Here is a 19,717-nt window from a genome sequence, read left to right as displayed (position 1 = left end):
ATTATGGACTCATTAACATCTGTATACATAATTTTTTAAGATATTTGCCTCGTTTTTAAGTAAGTAAATGAAAACCAGGTGGAAGAAACTTTAGCATCATATGATGATGTGTTAGGAAAATGTAAGGAGTTGTTTCTGAATAAAGCTAAAGATTACGGTGCTTCCTGGAGGATCTTAAGAACAAGTTCTGTGACGGATCAACTCTATATCAAGGCTTCAAGAATTAGAAGTCTGGAAGAAAATACAGTCCGTAAAGTAGAGGAAGGAGTAGAGTCCGAATATATCGGTCTGGTGAATTACAGCATTATGGCATTGATCCAATTGGAATTAGGGTCATCTGAAAAACCAGATCTAGATCAGGCAGCACTCGAACAACTTTACGATAAGTATGTGAGCAGCACTCGGGATCTAATGATTGCTAAGAATCACGATTACGGTGAGGCATGGAGGCAAATGAGGTTGAGTAGCATAACAGACTTGATTTTAGTAAAACTATTGAGAATCAGGCAAATAGAGGATAACGATGGAAAAACGATCGTATCTGAAGGCTTAGATGCAAATTATCAGGATATCATTAATTATGCATTGTTTGCTTTGATTAAATTAAAAGAAAGATGACATTAACGACAATATTGATTTATGTAGGAATTGCTGCGGTTTTTCTTACGATAGGTGTAGGTTTTTTAGTAAAGGAAAAGAAGGATTGGCTTTTGACTTTTCTTCAAAACTACTGTGGTGCCTTGTTTATTTTCTCAGGATGGGTTAAAGCAGTTGATCCGCTGGGAACGGCTTATAAGATGGAACAATACTTCGCGGAGTTTAATGCCGTTTTTGAGCCAACCTGGTTCTCTTTTCTGAGTCCGCTTTTTCCTTTTCTTGCTGAATATTCAGTAGGCTTTTCGGTGTTTATGATTATCCTGGAAATAGCATTGGGTATCATGTTAATTCTTGGAATTAGACGCGGATTTACATCCTGGGTATTTCTTGGGCTTGTTATGTTCTTCACCATCCTTACAGGCTTTACTTTTTTGACTGGCTTTGTGCCACAAGGTGTCAATTTTTTCGAGTTTGGAAGTTGGGCGGCCTATAACGAAACCAATATGAAAGTCACGGATTGTGGATGTTTTGGCGACTTTGTCAAGTTGAAGCCAAGAATTTCATTCTTTAAAGATCTGGCACTTCTGGTTCCAGCTTTCATTTTCGTTGCGAGGTATAATAAAATGCATCAACTGTTTACTAAAGAAATCAGAACAGGAGTTTTAGGTATAGCGATTATCAGCTTATTTATATACTGTCTCAGTAATTATAAGTGGGATATTCCACACTCCGATTTCCGTCCTTTTAAAGTAGGAAATGATATACAGGGAATCAAGGAAAAGGAGATGGAGGCTGCCGCTAATGTACAGGTAGTAGCATACAAGTTACAGAGCAATGAAGATCCATCAAAAATTGTAGAGTTGCCTTACGAAGTATATTTAAAGGAATACAGTAAGTATCCAAAGTCTGAATGGACGGTACTGGATCAAGTAAAGACAAAGCCTGCCATTGAACCTACCAAGATTAGTGATTTTGAGGTAACTTCCCTGGATGGTTATGATTCTGCTGATGAATTGCTGGCTTTAGAAGGATATAGTCTTTGGATCGTGTGCCACAAATTGAAAGGTGAGTCGCAATTGACCGAAATTAGCTATCAGGACACTACTTTTGTAACAGATACCTCCGGAGTAAAAACGGTTTCCGAAATACAAGAGAAAACCAGGGAGGGATATGAAATGGAATGGGATGCTGATTATGTAGAAAAGTTTCAGGAAACAGTCAATCCATTTGTTGCAGCTGCAAAAGAAAGTGGTATTCCAGCTCATGTATTTATAGGAAAGTTTGGAAAGGATGAGGTCATGGAATTTGCAGATAAAGTGGGACCAGATGCTACCTATTATACGGCTGATGATATCTTGTTAAAAACCATTATTAGATCTAATCCAGGCATTGTAATGGTAAAAGATGGCGTGATCGTAGATAAGTGGCATGTGAAAAAATTACCAAGTTTCGGCAATGTTAAGGCTAAATTGGGTATTTAAGTCTTGAAGAAAATACAAATGCTGTAAATTTTTGTTGAATACAACTAGTTTTCAAAAAAAATGACCTTTATTTGTATTAGGAATTTATATAATATAAGAGCCCTTTGAAATAATATGCTAAGTAGAAGATGTGTAAGGATAAAGGTGATGCAGTTGCTATATGCATTGTCTAGAGATGAAAATCTTAAACTTGATCAAGCAACCAAGAAGTATTTTGGGTCTATAGAGAATACATTTAACCTCTATCTTCTTAATCTATATACCATACATAGAATTTGCAGTATCGCTCTAGAAGATGAGGAGAAGAGAAAGGGTAAGCACCTGCCATCTGATTATGATAAGGCATTTACTCCAAAGATTTTTAAAAATCCGATCATTCAGTCCATTGATGAAAATGCTTTATTAAGAAAGAAATTTGATAAACTGCACTTTGAAAATAAGGCGGATAAAGACTTTTGCCGAAAAGTGTACAAGGAGTTTTCTAAGAAAGAAGAGTATAAGAAGTATATTATCAAAGACAGCGGTAAGAAAGAGCATCTGGATATACTTTTGGAGTTGTACAGACACTGTCGTAAGAGTGAATACTTTAATGAGGTAATGGAAGACAGTTACTCCGAATGGGTTGATGATAAATCTTTGATCATTGGTGCCATTAAAAAAAGTATCAAGAGACTTCCAGCTGAAGAACACTTTTTTCAGACCTTCTTTCCCGAAGACGAGACCATCAAGGAATTTGGACAGGAATTATTGGAAAAGTGCTTTGAATTGGACGAAGAATTACTCGAATTGATCAAGCCAACCCTTAAAAATTGGGACCATGAACGCCTGGCAGTTCTGGATATGATCTTACTGAAAATGGCGATCGTAGAGCTGATGCACTTTAAAACCATTCCAACTAAAGTGACACTAAATGAATATGTCGAGGTAGCCAAACTTTACAGCACTCCTAAAAGTAAAGATTTTATCAATGGCATCCTTGACAAGATTATGACCGACCTTAACGAAAAAGGCATGATCGTCAAAGAGGGTAGGGGGCTCATAGATTAAAAAGTGTCATAATTTCACATTTGTACAGACAATTTGGTTAGCTTCGTACGTTTAGAGTTGTTATCAAAGCAAAAAAATCGCAAATTGTATTCATAAACCAATGCATTTAATCCTATGTATATGAAAACGAAAGTTTCATCTGTGATTATTCTGGCTTTCATTTTTTTGAATGTGAGCGCGCAAGAATCTACAAAAGTCATTGAAGACGTTATATTGTATCAGAGTGAAGCACATCTGGTCAGAATGACTCAGAAAGGCAAAATTCTCGCATTTATAAAAGAAGTACCGAATAGTTATACAGCCCTTAACAATGTGACCCCACAAGCGATTGTTATGAGTGCTGTAGAAGTAGCACAACTACCAGATATGAGTATTTCCGAAAAATCACGAGTTAACTTTGACCTGGACAGCAAACCTCAAATGGCAGAAGATGATGGATCTAAGATGGATAAATCTAAAGAGGAAGAGATGGAAACAGATGAACAGGCGACTGGTGAATTAACCGCTGAAGAAGAGATGGATGAAATGATAGCAGAAGCAACGGTCCAATCAGAGGAAGAGATGCTGCCTAAAGGAGAAGACACCAGACCTACTAACTATGATTACGAATTTGCATTCGATCATAGAGATGCAACTTTATCTCCTTCTGTTGTTAACCAATTGAATCAAGTTGCAATTATCCTGAAAGAAAATGAGGAGTTAAGAGCTGAAATCAAAAGTTTCTATTCTGAGACGGTAGACATCAGTAAGGTTCTTTCGAAAAATAGAGCTAAGGGAATTCAGGATCAACTGGTGGCTTATGGTATAGATCGTTCGAAGATTACTATTTCTGAATCAAATAATGAAGATTGGGCGAATAATAGAGTCCAGTTACTCATATATTAAATTCTTTCATATACTTTCCTATCTTTGCTGCCATATTGAAATTTTTATATGACAGCTAAAATTATCATCCTGGACTTCGGTTCTCAATACACACAATTGATAGCTCGAAGACTCAGAGAGCTTAATGTTTATTGTGAAATTCAGCCCTTCTCCAATACCATTAAATTAGACCCGTCGATAAAAGGTATCATTCTATCTGGAAGCCCTTTTTCAGTAAAAGATGAGAATGCTTTGCAAATCGATTTGGACCAGTTTATTGGAAAAGTGCCTGTACTCGGAGTATGCTATGGAGCTCAGTACATTGCTCAAAATCTGGGAGGTGATGTCCTGAAATCTGACCACAGAGAATACGGCAAGGCTATGATGTCTATTGATCAGACAAATGACCCGCTGTTGAATGGTTTAAAGAGGGAAACACAAGTGTGGATGTCACACGGAGATACGATTAAAGCACTTCCGGAAAGCTTTGAAATTATTGCACACACTGCATCTATTCCTGTAGCTGCCTATAGATCCATCGAAGGTGTTTACGAACATCCGGTGTATTGTATACAATTTCATCCGGAAGTGACACACTCGCTTGAAGGAAAAGAACTTTTATTTAATTTTGTAAGAAACATATGCCAATGTCAAGGTGACTGGACTCCAGCATCTTACGTAGACCAAAGCATCAGTGAATTACGTGATAAGATTGGCGATGACGGCGTAGTATTGGGACTTTCAGGAGGGGTCGATTCATCCGTCGCAGCGATGTTGCTGCACAAAGCAATCGGTGATCAACTCAAGTGCATATTCATTGACAATGGATTGCTGAGGAAAAACGAGTTTGAGCAAGTGTTGTCATCATATGAGGGATTGGGCTTAAATGTTAAAGGTGTTAGAGCAAATGATGCTTTTTTAGATCAATTGGCAGGAGTCTCAGATCCTGAAACAAAGCGTAAGATAATAGGTAGAGTATTTATAGAAGTCTTTGAAAAGGAAGCTAAAGCATTAGATAATATTAAATGGTTAGGTCAGGGAACGATTTATCCTGATGTGATCGAATCAGTCAGTGTACATGGTCCTTCTGTCACCATAAAATCTCACCATAATGTAGGTGGTCTTCCTGAAAAATTGGATTTGAAGATTGTAGAGCCCCTGCGGATGCTGTTTAAGGACGAAGTACGTAGAGTCGGAGCAGAATTGTCTCTGCCTCAGTATATCCTTTCGAGACACCCATTTCCAGGACCGGGTTTAGCCATCAGAGTTCTTGGAGAAATCAGCAAGGAAAAAGTCAGATTATGCCAGGAGTCCGACGACATTTATATATCTATACTCAGAGAAACAGGATGGTATGATAAAGTTTGGCAAGCTGGAGCAATATTACTTCCGGTTCAATCCGTTGGTGTTATGGGGGATGAACGAACCTATGAATATACCATTGCGTTAAGATCTGTGAATTCCGTAGACGGCATGACTGCAGAATGGAGTAGATTGCCGCATGAAATATTGGCTAGAATTTCAAGTGAAATTATTAATAAAGTAAAAGGTATCAACAGAGTAGTTTATGATATTAGCACAAAGCCGCCTGCGACGATCGAATGGGAGTAAAATAGTAGTCTTATTTTTAATCACCTTACTCAGTTCAGGCTGTGGATTATTCAATAAGACCAGAGATAATAGCAATAAAGATAAGGTCGTGAAGGATCGCACGGATCAAACCATTGATACCTTGGACATTTCAAAGGTTCCCGAAACAGAGATTCCACCGATTAGAAAAGATGCTGAAGTTGAAGAGCCCGATGTAGATTATTCTAGTTATAAAAAGGAGACCTATAAAATTGGTCTTTTTCTACCATTTAATGCTCAGGATGCCACATTCGATGCAAATGACCTGAGCGATGAAAAATTTGTTAATTATTACGCCGGAGTCAGACTTGCATTGGAAGAATTTGATGATGAAGGATACAAGTTTATAGTCAATGTTGTTGACAGTGAAAGATCGGAAGAAACAGTAGCTGAGAAATTGCAAAGCAGTGCTTTTGAAGGCACAGATGTCATAGTAGGACCCTATGATCGGGATGCGTTGTCATTAGCAGCGGAATATGGTAAGAACAATATGATTGCTGTGGTTTCACCCTGGTTATCAAGTACAAGAATAACAGATGACAACCCTTTTTATATTCAGCTGAGAGCTTCATTGTCTTCCCATTACTTTAAATTGATCGAACACGCTCATCAAAACTTCAAATCAGATGAAATTGTCCTGATTGGCCGAAACAACGATGCCGCTAAAAATAGATTTAAGTATTTTCAGAAAACGTACGCTGCCTTGAATAATTTTAGCAGTTCAGATCCTTTGCAAGAATGTTTCTATGATGAGGGCCCGTTAGGTGAGGGTATGCGAGCTTTTGGTGATCTATTTGAAAATGGTGGCAAAAAGGCGATTATTTTGCCCAATTGGAATTATGATGATGAGTCCTTTATATACTCGGTTTTAAGAACTTTGAATATTGAAAAACGCAATACGGATGTCTACGTATATGGTATGCCTATTCTTTTTGATTCCGATAAAATAGAATTTGACTTTTATCAGAACTTGAATATGAGAATTTGCCTTTCAGAATTTGTGGATTGGGAAGATATGAGGGTCAAATCCTTTATGAGGAAGTTTTACGACAATTATGGTGCACTTCCGACCTCAGACGCTTTCGAAGGATACGACATGATGACTTTTATTGGTCGCAATTTGATTAAATATGGCATTAATTTTCAATTAAACCTGGAATTAGATCGAGACAGGTACCTGCAAACCGCCTACGATATACAGAAAGTTTTTGACGAGGGAGACGAGAAGTTTGAAAATGTAAAATATCTCGAAAATAAGCATTTGGACCTGGTCCAGTATATAGGTGATAAGTTTGTAAAAATTGACTGATTTTCAAATTCATCTAACGGAACAAAGAGCAAATAAAATTAAGGATCTCGCTTCCAGAAGGCAGCTTGACTTAGCAGTAGTTCTTGAAAATGTACATGATCCTCACAATATAGGAGCTGTTATGCGAACCTGTGATGCGGTGGGAATTCCCAGAATGTACATGATCGTAACAGACGCTAGAGTGTGGGAAAAAATAGAATTGGGAATCAATGCTTCTTCTGGTGCAAGGAAATGGGTAGATGTATTCGTTTATGATGATTGCCGGAGATGTTTTAATGACATACGTCAACACTGCAATAAAATTATTGGTACTCACCTTTCAACGTCCAGCACCTCTTTATACGATGTGGATTTTCTGGAGTCCACTGCCATAGTATTTGGTAATGAACACTCTGGCTTAAGTGAAGAGGTAATCAAGCAGCTTGATGGAAATTTTGTTATACCACAATTTGGTATGGTGCAAAGCTTAAATATATCTGTGGCATGTGCAGTCTCATGTTACGAGGCACTCCGCCAAAGGGTTGAGGCAGGTATTTACGAAAATCATGAAATGTCAGTAGAACAGAAGGCTTTGCATCAGGATTATAGATCTAGAAACTTGAACCAACATAAGGGACAATTTGCCAGGATTATCAGCAATAAAAAGTAATTCGCAGCAAGATTCTACTTTAATTTAGCAAGCGCCTCCTTTATTCTTCTCAGACATTCTTTCAATTCACTTTCAGATGCGGCATAGGAAATTCTAATACAATCATCTGCTCCAAAAGCACTGCCTCCCACTACCCCGACCAAAGCTTCCTGAAGTATATACTCAGCAAAATCTTCGGAATTTTCGATGGTATAATTACCATAACTTGTTCCAAAGTAAGCACTTACATCTGGGAAAAGATAGAATGCACCTTGTGGATCATTGATTTTGACGCCTGGAATATCCTGTAAAAGACTACGAACGAGTTGTTTTCTTTGCTCAAAGGCTTGTTTCATATCCTCTGTGGGCTTTTGATCTCCCTCAAGGGCATCGATAGCAGCCTTCTGGCCAAAAGAATTGGCACCTGATGTCACTTGTCCCTGAATTTTAGCGCATGCGGAAGTAATCCATTCAGGTCCACCCATGTATCCAAGCCTCCATCCAGTCATGGAGTAACCCTTTGAGAAACCATTAATGGTAACCGTTTGATCCTTCACAACCTCGAAAGAACCTATACTTGCATGAGGTCCACCAAAATTGATATGCTCATAAATTTCATCAGAAAAAATCAATACTTCTTTTCGTTCTCCAATTACTTCTGCAATGGCCTCCAATTCCTCAGCTGTGTATACCGTGCCTGTTGGATTACAAGGGGAAGAAAATAAAACGGCCTTAGTCTTTGCGCTCAATGCGTCTTTTACTTCTTGAGGACTGACTTTAAAATCATTTTCTATGGAGCTGTTAATAAATACCGGAACCCCTCCCGCTAACTTCACAATATCTGCATAGGATACCCAGTAAGGAGTAAAGATGATGACTTCATCACCTGGATCCAGTAAAGCCATGCAAAGATTATAGATACACTGCTTCGCGCCATTTGACACAACAATCTGGCCGGGCTTAAAATCCAGACCATTTTCTCTTTTGAATTTTTTAGCAATGGCTTCTCTTAATTCCATCAATCCAGGAACAGGCGTATATTTTGTGTAGCCATGATCCAGCGCAATTTTCGCAGCTTCTTTAATATGCGTCGGGGTATCAAAATCAGGCTCACCCAGACTTAAGCTGATGACATCTTTTCCTTTAGCTTTTAAGTCTCTCGCCAACTGAGCCATTTTGATAGTCGCCGACTCTGACATTTCTCTTACTCTTTCTGAAAGTTGCTTTTCCATATCTGTTTTAGCGCTTGCGTATTTTGTAACAATATGGAAGCAAATGTATCAATTTCTAAATTTCCTACGTCTTATTTTGCAATGATTAATTTTTCAAGCTTGATTCCTCGCTCATTTTCTATTCTTACGATATACAATCCTGCTTTTAGATGGCTTGACTCCAATTTACTTTCTTTTGCAAAAACCTTTTCAGTATATACCATTTCTCCTCTGGAATCATAGATTTGATAGCGATTAGCTTCGACAGGTGAAATCAAAGTTATTTCTTCATTCACAGGATTTTGAAGGAGGTATCGATGTTGCTCTTCTCGCTTTTCTTCACTTACCTTGGAGACTTCACTACCATCGGTTTGTAAACATTGTGGTGTATTAAATAAATGCGCCTGACAACAGAGTGTGCCCTGATCACATAGAAACAATAGATTGAAACCTATTCCGGCATTAGGGAACCCTTCAATTTTCACCGGCAAATCAGCATACTTAAATTTGCCTACTGAACCCAATAAGGAGTATACTTCAAAATATTCACTGGTTGTACCTGCATGATTGAAATCCAGAATCAAATTAAGACCATTATCACTACAGGATACTTCTTTGACTTCCACACTGTTAATGGTACATGAGGTAGGAGGAGGTAGACATTCTTTGACCTCTAATTCGTACTCTACACAACAGTCAGAATCGCAAATGGTCAAGATGACTGGCTCGTTAGGTTGCAATGCTATTTCCGTTGAAAATTCAAAAAAGATGTTGTTTTCCTCTATTACACCTAAACTGTCGCCGTTGACGAAGACTTCATATCTTTTTAATGGATCTGTATCTTCTTCAAGAAAGAATGCCACTTCAGTGAGTATTCCATCTTCGCATTTGGTTCTTCGATCACGAGCCCTAAAGGAACATTGATCATTACAACAATAATTACCGAATTCGACAACTGCTCGACATGGCTTTTCATTGTCTGTTACTACAAACTCATAAAATACATCACAGTCATCTTCCACTTCTAATAAGACCGGTAAATCTTCATACTTAAATGTTCCATAGTTCCGGCCATTCCCTTTAACTGTAAAGCCTTCGCTTCCCACATTCGCATACTCAAAGTCTAAAGCGAAAGCAGGTATTCCAGTATCAACACAAGCATATGGATCGATAAGCAGGTTACCAATACGACATTCATTATTGCTGCCACATTCACCTATATCGAAAGCAACGGCATAACAACATGCGCCGGATGCGTTGGTGAAAACACACAATTCTAGTTCATACTCTTTTTGATCACTTGTTATGGGGTACTCGATATAGACATAGGGGTATTCCAAAACATAAAACACACTGTCAGCACCATTCAGAGTCACTTTCAAGCCATTTCCTGGCAATGGATGAATCAATTCTAACTTCATTCTAAGCTCGGCATTACTACAGTCCAGATTTACAATTTCAAAAATAGGCTCGAGGCATCCCTGACCGCAACAAATATTCAGGTCTTCCAAAACAGAGAAACAGGCCTCCTGCTTGCTATCTCTTACTTCCAATTCATAAATGACGTCACAGGCAGCTTGAAAGGGTCCAACTTTTACAGGTAAATCTTTGTAGGCAAATGTTCCATAATGATTTCCATTACCATTTACATCGAAGGAATCACTTACATTACTATTATGTCTGAAATCAAGACCTATATAAGTCTCATCACCTTCTTCACAATCGTCTATCCAATATTCGATGCCACCAATCTGACATTGATCTGTTGATCCGCATCCATCCATTTCGAAAGTTTCGCTGTAACAGCAGACATCGGCAAAACCCATATTACAAACTGTGATGGTATTGGTTGAGGTAATGAAAGGGTAAAATGTTTCAAGATATAAGTAAGGGCCATCCAGCTTCCAGTCATTGACATAAGTATCATTGATTTGTACCGTCATATTGGTTCCAAAGCTTCCTTCTCGCATCCTCAGCTTCATAAATAATAGACTGTCTGTGCATTCCTGAGAGATAATTTCAAATTTTGGCTCTAGACATTGATCTGGACAACAAAGAACAACCTCTTCGATAAAGCTTTTGCAATTTTCGAATTGCTGATCTGCCACTACGAACTCATAAGGTTTATCACATTGAGCTTCTAGGGGACCAATTACAATAGGTAGGTTGTCATATCTAAACTCACCGTAGGTCTCGCCGTTTCCTCTCACTACAAAAGCCTCTGAGGTGTTTTGGTACTCAAAGTTTAATTCGATTAACGCTAAGCCTGATGAATCGCATTCAGAAACGGAATAGAAAATCTCACCGATCTTGCACTCGTCAGTTTGAGCACAGACGGGACCTACATTTGCCGATACACTGCAAAAGTCCAGTTCCTTGTGCTGCACTTTCAAACTGTAATTCGTTACACAGTCTGCTTTGAAAGGTGCAAATTCTACCCGGTCACTTTCATATTTTTCATCATTAATAATAACAGTGTAATTGTCTACCAGGACGTCAGGAGTAGGTTCGTGCAATATAAAATAGAATTCATCTCCATTGTGATGGATATTATAAGCGAAATTTTGCAGACCACATTGATCTTGGCTAAAAAGAGCATTGGACAATACTAGGAGAAACGAAAGGATGAATATCTGTTTCATAGAAATGTATTTTTTCTTTGTGTTTGGATTTGAAGTAAAGACACACGAAGGTTTAGTTACGCTGCTTTTATGATTTTAATTTTATATAAACCTCCGCAAAGGTCATTTAGAAGACGACGATATAGCACTACTCACAACCATCCAGTAACATATTAAAATTTTTCGGCATATGTTTTGCATTAAAGAAATCAATAATATGTTTAAAGTTGATTTATAGAACTTATCATCAATCGTGTATTTTACTGTCCATGCTATTGTTATCAGTAGTTTCGGCTGCTCAAGTCATGAATACTTGTAGCTCTACCTTCTATGATACCGGTGGTCCTGATGGTAATTATAGCAATAATGAAGACTATCTGGTCACTTACTGCGCCGATAATGGGGGTAAGATGAGGGCACTTTTTAAAGAGTTTTCGCTCAGTAGTCAATCTATTCCCGATACACTCTACGTTTATGACGGACCCTCCACTTTTTCAAATCTTATCGGAAAATACAGCGGGTCGTTGAATAATCCCGGTGAAGAATTTACCATTAATTCATTGATCAGAGGCAACGGAGCCTGCTTAACCTTTGAATTTAAATCTGGATCTGTAGGCACCAGCTCAGGATGGATGGCAGATATATACTGTCTTGCTCCTCCTCAGGGAGGTTTTGAACGGTGTAACGACGAAATTGATAATGACGCCGATGGATTGGTCGATCAGGCAGATCCAGATTGTCTCATTGAGCCGTCTGTGGAGAATTGTTTTGTTGGACATTATTATTATATCCCTCCCATTTGGCAGTTAAGTACAGTGAACAACAGTGACCTCAATGGTCCTGCAAGCCTTAAATTTTCGACTCGGTTTCCTCAAGCGACCATATCCGTTCGTACACAGGATAATTCTTATAATCAATCCTTTACCATAACCAATGGTAACCCTTTGATTCAAGACATACCATTAACCTATTTGCAAACATCTGCACCCAATCTCACTCAAAGAGATAAGGGATTTATTGTCAGTTCAGATGTACCCATAGAGATCAATTACTTTACAGATGGCAGATTAAATAAGAATCATATTTCTATTCGAGGTCGTGAAGGACTGGGAAGAGGATTTAGAGTTGGTTCTCAAACCAATACCAGAATTGCGACCACTCAAACGGTTTCGCAGAAAGAAGCACACTTTATTTCCGTCATGGCATCTGAAGATGATACTGACGTTACGTTTGAATTTGATATCCCCATGACAGGAATTTCAAGTCCACATACCGTCAGGTTGGACAGAGGAGAAAGTTACTTGATCAAGGACGATGATAATAATGTTTCAGTATCCGGAGCACTGGTGAGCGCCACTAAAAATATCGCAGTGATCAGTGGTTCACAGCATACTTCAGCATATGGATCTCTGGAAAAAGACGGAGGAATGGATCAAATTATACCCGCCTCTAATGCAGGTACTAATTATGTATTGACCAGATCAGGCAATGACGCAGATCAGGACTATGCCATAGTGGTACCGATAGAAAACGGAACCAATCTATTTATCGATGGCGCTTTCATTCAGACTTCTACCATCGATGCAGGCGATTACTATCAAATTCCCCTGGACGGAAATATTGGAGAACCACTCTATTTAAGAACTTCTCGTCCTGCAATGGTTTATCATATATCCGGACAGAATGGTGGAAACGTGGGAATGGCTGTAGTGCCACCTTTGGGAAGTTGTAGGGGTGACAACATTCTGGAATTTTCTAAATTGGGAAGCGCAAACGAACATTTGTTGACCATTGTCATACCGAATGGTGGAATCAATAGCCTGAGGCTAAATGGCTCTGCAGTATCCGGAATCCAGCGGCCTGTCCCGGGATTCCCCGGGTTTTCAACCATTCTACTACAAGAAACTGACTTACAAAATGATAATATTTTAACGGCGTCTACTAATTTTACAGCTGGATTTATTGCCGCTTCTGATGATGCAGCCGTCTATTCCTATCTAACCTCCTACAGAGCAAGTATTGATTTTCTGGATGTCGCCACCGGATTGCCAATAGAATACATTGAATTAGACACCATTTGCAATGGAAGCTCATTTGAGTATACCTTTCAAGTAGAAAGCTGTGGTGCCGGGCATCAGTTGATAAGCATTGAAGAAAGTGGAATGATGGGTGTCGCTGAGATTATAGATACTGCCGGACTGACTATCCGCTTCCAGTCAGAAGGTATCAATACAGGAAGAAATTTTATTTCAGTAGTTGTCGAAAATAATCTGGGCAACAGATCTTCTATTTGTCTTGGTTTTGTAGTAGACGACTTGCGGGTTGATTTGGGAGCAGATCTCAGTACCTGCTTTCCGGAAGATTTCACATTGACAGCAAATGCTAGTGGAGGCGAACCTCCTTATTCTTATGCCTGGAGTAATGGTGCTATCAGCCCTTCGATAGACGTAAGACCGGCTTCTACCACCAGATATTTTGTGACCATTACTGATCAGGACAACTGTGAATTTGTAGATGATGTCAATATTTCAGTTGGCGCTGGCCCACAAGTCGTATGCTTTGATCAGATAAATATTTCACTGAATGAGCTTTGCGAGTCTGAAATTACGCCAGACTTATTATTACAAAATGATCATGGGATTGAAGATTTATTTACAGTAGAATTGACAGATCAATGGGGCTTCATTATTCCTGATGCCGTTGTCAACGAATTTTACATTGGCAAAACCATCACCTATACGGTTCGAACAGCTTGTAATAATACATGTTGGGGTCAGCTTCTAATAGAAGACAAATACATACCGCTTATTGAATGTGATAATTACACCATTTCGTGCGCAGAAGATGCAAGTCCCGATAGCGTTGGTTATCCGGTACCTTTTGAGGATCCGATCATTGTGGACGATAGAACTTTTATTTTATCAGGTGTAGATGCCTGTTCGGACGTAACTTTGTCTTATACCGACAACATTGTAGAGCAGGACTGTAATACGGGATTGGAACGGATCATTTACAGATATTGGAAGGTAGTCGACGAGTCAGGCAATCAAAATGCTTGTACTGATACCATCAATGTATTGCGTGAGGATATTGATGACCTTATTTTTCCTCTGAACAGAGATGATATTGAATTACCATCGCTGGCCTGCGATAGCAATTATCCGTCGTTGCCTAATGGACATCCATCTACAGATCCATCTGCTGGAGGCGGACTAGGCTTGGAAGGTTGCGACAAAATTCAGGTGAGTTTTGAAGATACTTATGTAGAAGGATGTGGGACAACATTTAAGATTTTGCGGCATTGGAGAATATTCGATTGGTGTACCAGTGAAACCAGGGAGGATTTTCAAGTCATAAAGATTACCGATAAACAGCCTCCGACCTTCGTATGTCCGGCTCCTTTGACGGTCTATACGTCGCCGTATGAGTGTAACACGGGTCTGATTATCTTACCACCTCCAACGATGCAGGATAATTGTAACGAAACCGATTTTTCAGCTAAAATTATCACAGACGATCATGATCCCTGGGGTCACCCTGTTGATGAGAACAATGTAACCAATGGTTTGCCGCTGGGCGAAAGTACAGTAGAGTACTATATTTTTGACGCTTGTGGCAACAGAGATACATGTTATACCACGATCACTGTGGAAGATGATAAAGCTCCATTCGCCATCGCAGATTTACACACGGTAGCCAGTATTGGTTCGGACGGAACCACTAGAATCTATGCTGAAAACTTTGACGATGGCAGTTTCGACAATTGTGGTATTAAATTGATGAAGGTACGCAAGAAGACCGATTCATGTGGAAGTGAACCGGGAGACTACCTTTACAACGACTTGTTGTTTAACGATTATGTGGACTTTTGTTGTGCTGAAGTGGGAGATACCATGAATGTGCAATTCTTGGTGGAAGATGTACATGGTAATGTAAATGTCGTCTGGGTCGAAGTAACCTTGAATGATAAATTGTTCCCTGTAGTTGCTGCACCACCAGACTTAACGATCAGTTGTAATCATGGCTTTTATTACGATGATCTATCTATCTTTGGTGAAGTGGTGATCAATGATGAACCGCGTAAGCCCATTATTATCAATGATGCTTTTAACAGCGGTACCGTAGGACTTGATGGCTACGCGGTAGATAATTGCTACATTGAAGTGAGTGAGGAAGTCGAATTGGATTTAGATTGTGGTAAAGGTACCATTACAAGAATATTTACGGCTATTGATAACAATGGTATGACTGATCAGGATGTACAAATCATAACAGTGGCCGATGCGAAACCTTTTACGGAAGAGCAGATTATATGGCCAGAAAAAATCACTATAGAAGGTTGTGTAAATGTAGATATTGACACCTCTGTAACTGGCAGACCCATGTACATAGATAAGAATTGTGCCAAGCTTGCTGCAGAATATGAAGATAAAATCTTTGAGTATGGCGATGGTGCGTGTCTGGCCATTCATAGACAGTGGGAGGTTTTGGATTGGTGTCAATATGACCCGTCTACAGGAATTGGATTATGGCACTATGTTCAGGTCATTTATGTAGAGAATAATGTTAAACCTGTTTTTGAACAAGATTATCAGGACACCACAGTCTGTATTTACAATAGTTGTGAAGGGCCGGTGGAAATAGAAGTGAATGCGACTGATGACTGTACCGAAGAATTGTTTTACAAATGGAGAGTAGATCTAGATCTGGATGGCATTTATGACATTCAGGGGCTGGGAAATAAAATTAATGTGATTTGGGAACCAGGCACTTATCAGGTTTACTGGACAGTGGAAGATTATTGTGGTAACGTTGCTATTGAAAAATACCTGGTGACTGTAGAAGATTGTAAACCACCTACTCCTTATTGCTATTCAGGAATTGCGACCGCTATCATGCCACAAGGCGGAGAAATTGCTTTATGGGCTGTGGATTATGACAACGGCAGTTTCGACAATTGTACACCGCAGGAAAATTTAGTTTTTTCCTTTTCTAAAGACACGACCGATACTAGTTTTACGGTGAGCTGTGATCAAATGGGCAATGGCATACAGCAACTGATCCCGCTCAAAGTATGGGTAACAGACGAAGCTGGTAATCAGGACTTTTGTGCAGTGGAGGTGAAGGTCAATGACAACTTTGACATATGCCCTGATACTGAGATTGGATACACAGACGTACGTGGAGAAATCGTCAGTTTTCAGAATGACATCAAAATGGAGAATGTGGAAATGAGGATGGAGTCGGATTCCGATTTCCAGGGATTAGAATTTACAGATGAAAATGGTTCTTATGCATTTAATAATATACCAGAAGGGCTAAACTTTAAGATACGACCAGTTCATGATGACGCTTATAGACCTGGGGTATCAACTCTGGATATTATTTTGATTCAAAAACACATCCTGGGTTTGCAGCGTATTACTGATCCATATAAGCTGATAGCGGCTGATGTCAGTAACTCTCAAACTGTTTCGGGGCTAGATCTGATACAGATTCGAAAATTGATTCTGGGTCTGAATAAGACTTTTCCTAAGAACACCAGCTGGCGTTTTGTTGATAAAGCGTATGATTTTCCTAATCCTTTGGAGCCCTGGGGATTTCCAGAATATATCGAAATGAAGGATCACTATGGATTTGTCTATGACGCAGATTTAATAGGTATAAAAATAGGGGATGTCAATGATTCTTATCAAGGTTCGTCGAATACCGGGACTGTCAGTCGATCGGCACCAATAACCATGTTTACCTCAGATAAAATGGTATCGGCAGGGGAGCGATTCGAGCTGAATTTTAGCCTGGATCACGAGGCAGTTTTAGAAGGCTTTCAGTTGGCCTTAACTTATGATCCTTCGATGATAAAGTTTCGCGGCATTACTAACGGTCTTGCTCTTCTCAGAGATGAACACTTGAGGGTAGATGAACAGGCAGGACGGATCTATATTAGTTTTGATGATATCGAAGGTTTTGAGTTGGATGCGGGTCAATGGATTTATGGCTTTAAAATGGAAGCTCTAGATGATGGCCTGATTAGTGAATTCATAGGTATAGACAACTCAGAGCTTATACCAGAGGTATACATGCGTTCGGGTGAAGTACGCAGTATTGACTTGCAATTTAGAACAGAAGGTATAGAATCAAATCAATTACCGGGCTTGGTAGTATACCAAAATAAACCTAATCCATTCAGAACTCTCACCAGACTAGATTTCTCGCTCGGTGTTGAGGAAATGATTAATATTCAGATTTTTGATATTTCGGGAAGGATTATTTTGATTCATCAAGAGAGCTATTCATCAGGAAGACAACAATTCGTGATTCGTAATTCAGACTTACCCCAACCAGGAGTTTATTACTATAAGATTATTGGAAATGGAGCCGAGGAAACGGGTAAGATGATTTATGTGAAATAAATATTAATTAATCTTTTACTGCGAAGTAATCACCCGATTCATCTTACTTACAGCCATTTACACATTACATTTGATGATAAAGTAACTTCACATTAATGAAATGTTTAATATGAATACGAAGTTGGAACAGTCCTTGACTTATAAGATGATATAACACGAATTTACACAGCTTAATAACATCACTAAATGGATGTTAGTTTTGAGCATACTCGATTTACAATTTATAACCAAAACTGTTAGAAATCTGGTCAGTGTCCTCACTGATCAGATTTCATATCTAATTGCACCATGAGGAAATTTCACACTTAGACTAAGAATAACTGGAGCAATTGATGATTTTGGATGATGATTTACATCTTTAAACCATACGCTTTATATTCCAACCAAGCTCATTCAAGAAAATTTTTGCTCCAGTTTCTTTTATTTTCCCCATTCTGTATGAAAACTCCCTTCTTTGTCTTTTCTTTCATAAGTATGAGAACCAAAATAGTCCCTCTGTGCCTGGATCAGGTTCAAAGGCAATTCACTTGCTGTAAATGCATCGAAATAAGTAAGAGAATTGGCTAACCCCGGAACCGGAATCGCACATTCCATCGCATAGAGCACCAATTTTCTTGCTGATCCCACCGTGCCATTGACCTTATTGATAAAGTCCGGTGCCATCAGAAGGTTAACGATTTGTTCATTTTCATTAAATGCTTTCATGATGTCTTCCAACAATTCTGCTCGAATGATACAGCCCGCTCTCCAGATCTTTGCAATCAATGCTAAATCCAAATGGTACTCATACTCTTTCGATGCCTCGGCTAACTGATGAAGCCCCTGGCAATAAGCGCAAATGAACCCGAAATAAAGCGACTGCTCAGCCCAATCTACCAATTCATCTTTATCCATTTTTCGAACATCAGGTCGATCATAAAGCTCATCTGCTTTAACCCTTTCCTCTCTCAGCGCACTGATTGCCCGCATGGTTACCGCGATATCAATAGTAGGAACAGGAATGCCAATGTCCATCGCATTTTGAGAAGTCCACTTGCCAGTACCCTTTTGCTTGGCTTTGTCGAGAATCTTGTCAATCAACCTGCCATCCCCCTCCTCGTCTTTCTGGCTGAATATTTCGGAAGTAATTTCTACAAGAAACGATTTCAATCTTCCTTCATTCCATTCACTAAAAATCTTGTGCAATTCATCATTGCTCAATCCGCCTGCTTTTCGCAATACATCGTAGATTTCTCCTGTTAGCTGCATCATGCCGTATTCGATGCCATTGTGCACCATCTTTACGTAGTTGCCTGCACTCTTGGGTCCCAGGTAAGCCACACAAGGTTCTCCGTCCCAGGCATCAGCTGCAACAGCTTCAAAAATAGGTTTGATATACTGGTAAGCGGATGCAGATCCTCCTGGCATGATGCTGGGACCTTTTCTGGCACCTTCCGCACCACCTGAAACACCTACGCCCAGAAAGTGAATGCCCCTTTTGCTTAACGCTTCCTCCCGTCGGTCTGTATCTTTGTAGAAAGAGTTGCCACCATCTATCAGCAAGTCACCCTTATCGAGGTGGGGTAGCAGGCTATTGATCACTGAGTCGACAGCTTTACCTGCGGGGACCAACATCATGATTTTTCGTGGAGAGCTCAGAGACGCCACAAACTCCTCTGTTTTCGTAGTTGCATTTACCTTGTTCGTGTCGCCACCCTCACTAATCAATGCTTCCACTGATTCTTTATTCAGGTCCATGCCCATGGATGTGAATCCACTTTCGGCTACATTAAGAATAAAATTTCTGCCCATGACACCGAGGCCCACCATTCCAAAATCGTACTTCATTTTTTTGTTTTATTGTTAGTCAGTTGTTCTATATCTTTCAAAAATAGTAATTCTCTATTCTTATCCTTCTACTTTTCTATTTTCGTAAAC

The 19,717-nt window shown here is 39.4% G+C and carries 11 protein-coding genes; 8 read left to right on the top strand and 3 right to left on the bottom strand.

Features of this window, described 5'->3' with window-relative positions; genetic code table 11:
* Positions 1 to 78: 78 nt before the first annotated feature.
* The 7 genes from L2567_RS02040 (at position 79) to L2567_RS02010 (ending at position 7,576) form a co-directional block, all read left to right on the top strand.
* Positions 79 to 618 (top strand): DUF1599 domain-containing protein, encoded by a 540-nt coding sequence (locus L2567_RS02040; protein ID WP_235296020.1) that lies wholly within the window; start codon positions 79 to 81, stop codon positions 616 to 618.
* Positions 615 to 2,078, top strand: a complete 1,464-nt coding sequence (locus tag L2567_RS02035; RefSeq protein WP_235296019.1) for a DoxX family protein — start codon at positions 615 to 617, stop codon at positions 2,076 to 2,078. The genes L2567_RS02040 and L2567_RS02035 overlap by 4 nt, the downstream gene beginning before the upstream one ends.
* Positions 2,079 to 2,192: 114 nt before the next feature.
* A complete protein-coding gene (gene nusB, locus L2567_RS02030) occupies positions 2,193 to 3,125 on the top strand; it encodes a transcription antitermination factor NusB (RefSeq protein WP_235296018.1) in 933 nt (310 codons plus the stop codon).
* 120 nt (positions 3,126 to 3,245) lie between these two features.
* Complete coding sequence (locus tag L2567_RS02025) at positions 3,246 to 4,010, top strand: OmpA family protein (RefSeq protein WP_235296017.1); 765 nt, start codon at positions 3,246 to 3,248, stop codon at positions 4,008 to 4,010.
* 48 nt (positions 4,011 to 4,058) lie between these two features.
* Positions 4,059 to 5,600, top strand: coding sequence for a glutamine-hydrolyzing GMP synthase (gene guaA, locus L2567_RS02020; RefSeq protein ID WP_235296016.1), 1,542 nt, complete (start codon positions 4,059 to 4,061; stop codon positions 5,598 to 5,600).
* Positions 5,557 to 6,927 carry an ABC transporter substrate-binding protein gene (locus L2567_RS02015; RefSeq protein WP_235296015.1) on the top strand — a complete coding sequence of 457 codons (1,371 nt, stop codon included), beginning with the start codon at positions 5,557 to 5,559 and terminating at the stop codon, positions 6,925 to 6,927. Before guaA ends, L2567_RS02015 begins: the two co-directional genes overlap by 44 nt.
* The gene (locus tag L2567_RS02010) at positions 6,920 to 7,576 is read left to right on the top strand and encodes a TrmH family RNA methyltransferase (protein WP_235296014.1); all 657 of its coding nucleotides are present in this window, start codon (positions 6,920 to 6,922) and stop codon (positions 7,574 to 7,576) included. The genes L2567_RS02015 and L2567_RS02010 overlap by 8 nt, the downstream gene beginning before the upstream one ends.
* A 14-nt stretch (positions 7,577 to 7,590) precedes the next feature.
* Here L2567_RS02010 and L2567_RS02005 read toward each other — a convergent pair whose 3' ends face one another.
* Complete coding sequence (locus L2567_RS02005; protein ID WP_235296013.1) at positions 7,591 to 8,787, bottom strand: pyridoxal phosphate-dependent aminotransferase; 1,197 nt, start codon at positions 8,785 to 8,787, stop codon at positions 7,591 to 7,593.
* A 71-nt stretch (positions 8,788 to 8,858) separates the two neighbouring features.
* Entirely contained in the window at positions 8,859 to 11,408 is a 2,550-nt protein-coding gene (locus L2567_RS02000; protein ID WP_235296012.1) for a T9SS type A sorting domain-containing protein, read from the bottom strand.
* Between the two features lie 206 nt (positions 11,409 to 11,614).
* On the opposite strand from L2567_RS02000, the gene L2567_RS01995 reads away from it, so the two are divergent.
* Positions 11,615 to 17,800, top strand: a complete 6,186-nt coding sequence (locus tag L2567_RS01995) for a T9SS type A sorting domain-containing protein (protein ID WP_235296011.1) — start codon at positions 11,615 to 11,617, stop codon at positions 17,798 to 17,800.
* Between the two features lie 420 nt (positions 17,801 to 18,220).
* Here L2567_RS01995 and gndA read toward each other — a convergent pair whose 3' ends face one another.
* Positions 18,221 to 19,627, bottom strand: a complete 1,407-nt coding sequence (gene gndA, locus L2567_RS01990) for an NADP-dependent phosphogluconate dehydrogenase (protein WP_235296010.1) — start codon at positions 19,625 to 19,627, stop codon at positions 18,221 to 18,223.
* Positions 19,628 to 19,717: the final 90 nt, after the last annotated feature.

Source organism: Portibacter marinus (assembly GCF_021533195.1).
Taxonomy (GTDB): domain Bacteria; phylum Bacteroidota; class Bacteroidia; order Chitinophagales; family Saprospiraceae; genus Portibacter; species Portibacter marinus.
Note: the sequence above shows the minus strand (reverse complement) of the source record. Positions and strands in the feature narration are given on the sequence as shown.

What these genes read in the sequence shown, in the direction of transcription:
- L2567_RS02000 (WP_235296012.1), bottom strand. Translation starts at nt 11,408, where the DNA reads ATGAAACAGATATTCATCCTTTCGTTTCTCCTAGTATTGTCCAATGCT.
- L2567_RS02005 (WP_235296013.1), bottom strand. Translation starts at nt 8,787, where the DNA reads ATGGAAAAGCAACTTTCAGAAAGAGTAAGAGAAATGTCAGAGTCGGCG.
- nusB (WP_235296018.1), top strand. Translation starts at nt 2,193, where the DNA reads ATGCTAAGTAGAAGATGTGTAAGGATAAAGGTGATGCAGTTGCTATAT.
- L2567_RS02025 (WP_235296017.1), top strand. Translation starts at nt 3,246, where the DNA reads ATGAAAACGAAAGTTTCATCTGTGATTATTCTGGCTTTCATTTTTTTG.
- L2567_RS02035 (WP_235296019.1), top strand. Translation starts at nt 615, where the DNA reads ATGACATTAACGACAATATTGATTTATGTAGGAATTGCTGCGGTTTTT.
- L2567_RS02015 (WP_235296015.1), top strand. Translation starts at nt 5,557, where the DNA reads ATGATATTAGCACAAAGCCGCCTGCGACGATCGAATGGGAGTAAAATA.
- gndA (WP_235296010.1), bottom strand. Translation starts at nt 19,627, where the DNA reads ATGAAGTACGATTTTGGAATGGTGGGCCTCGGTGTCATGGGCAGAAAT.
- guaA (WP_235296016.1), top strand. Translation starts at nt 4,059, where the DNA reads ATGACAGCTAAAATTATCATCCTGGACTTCGGTTCTCAATACACACAA.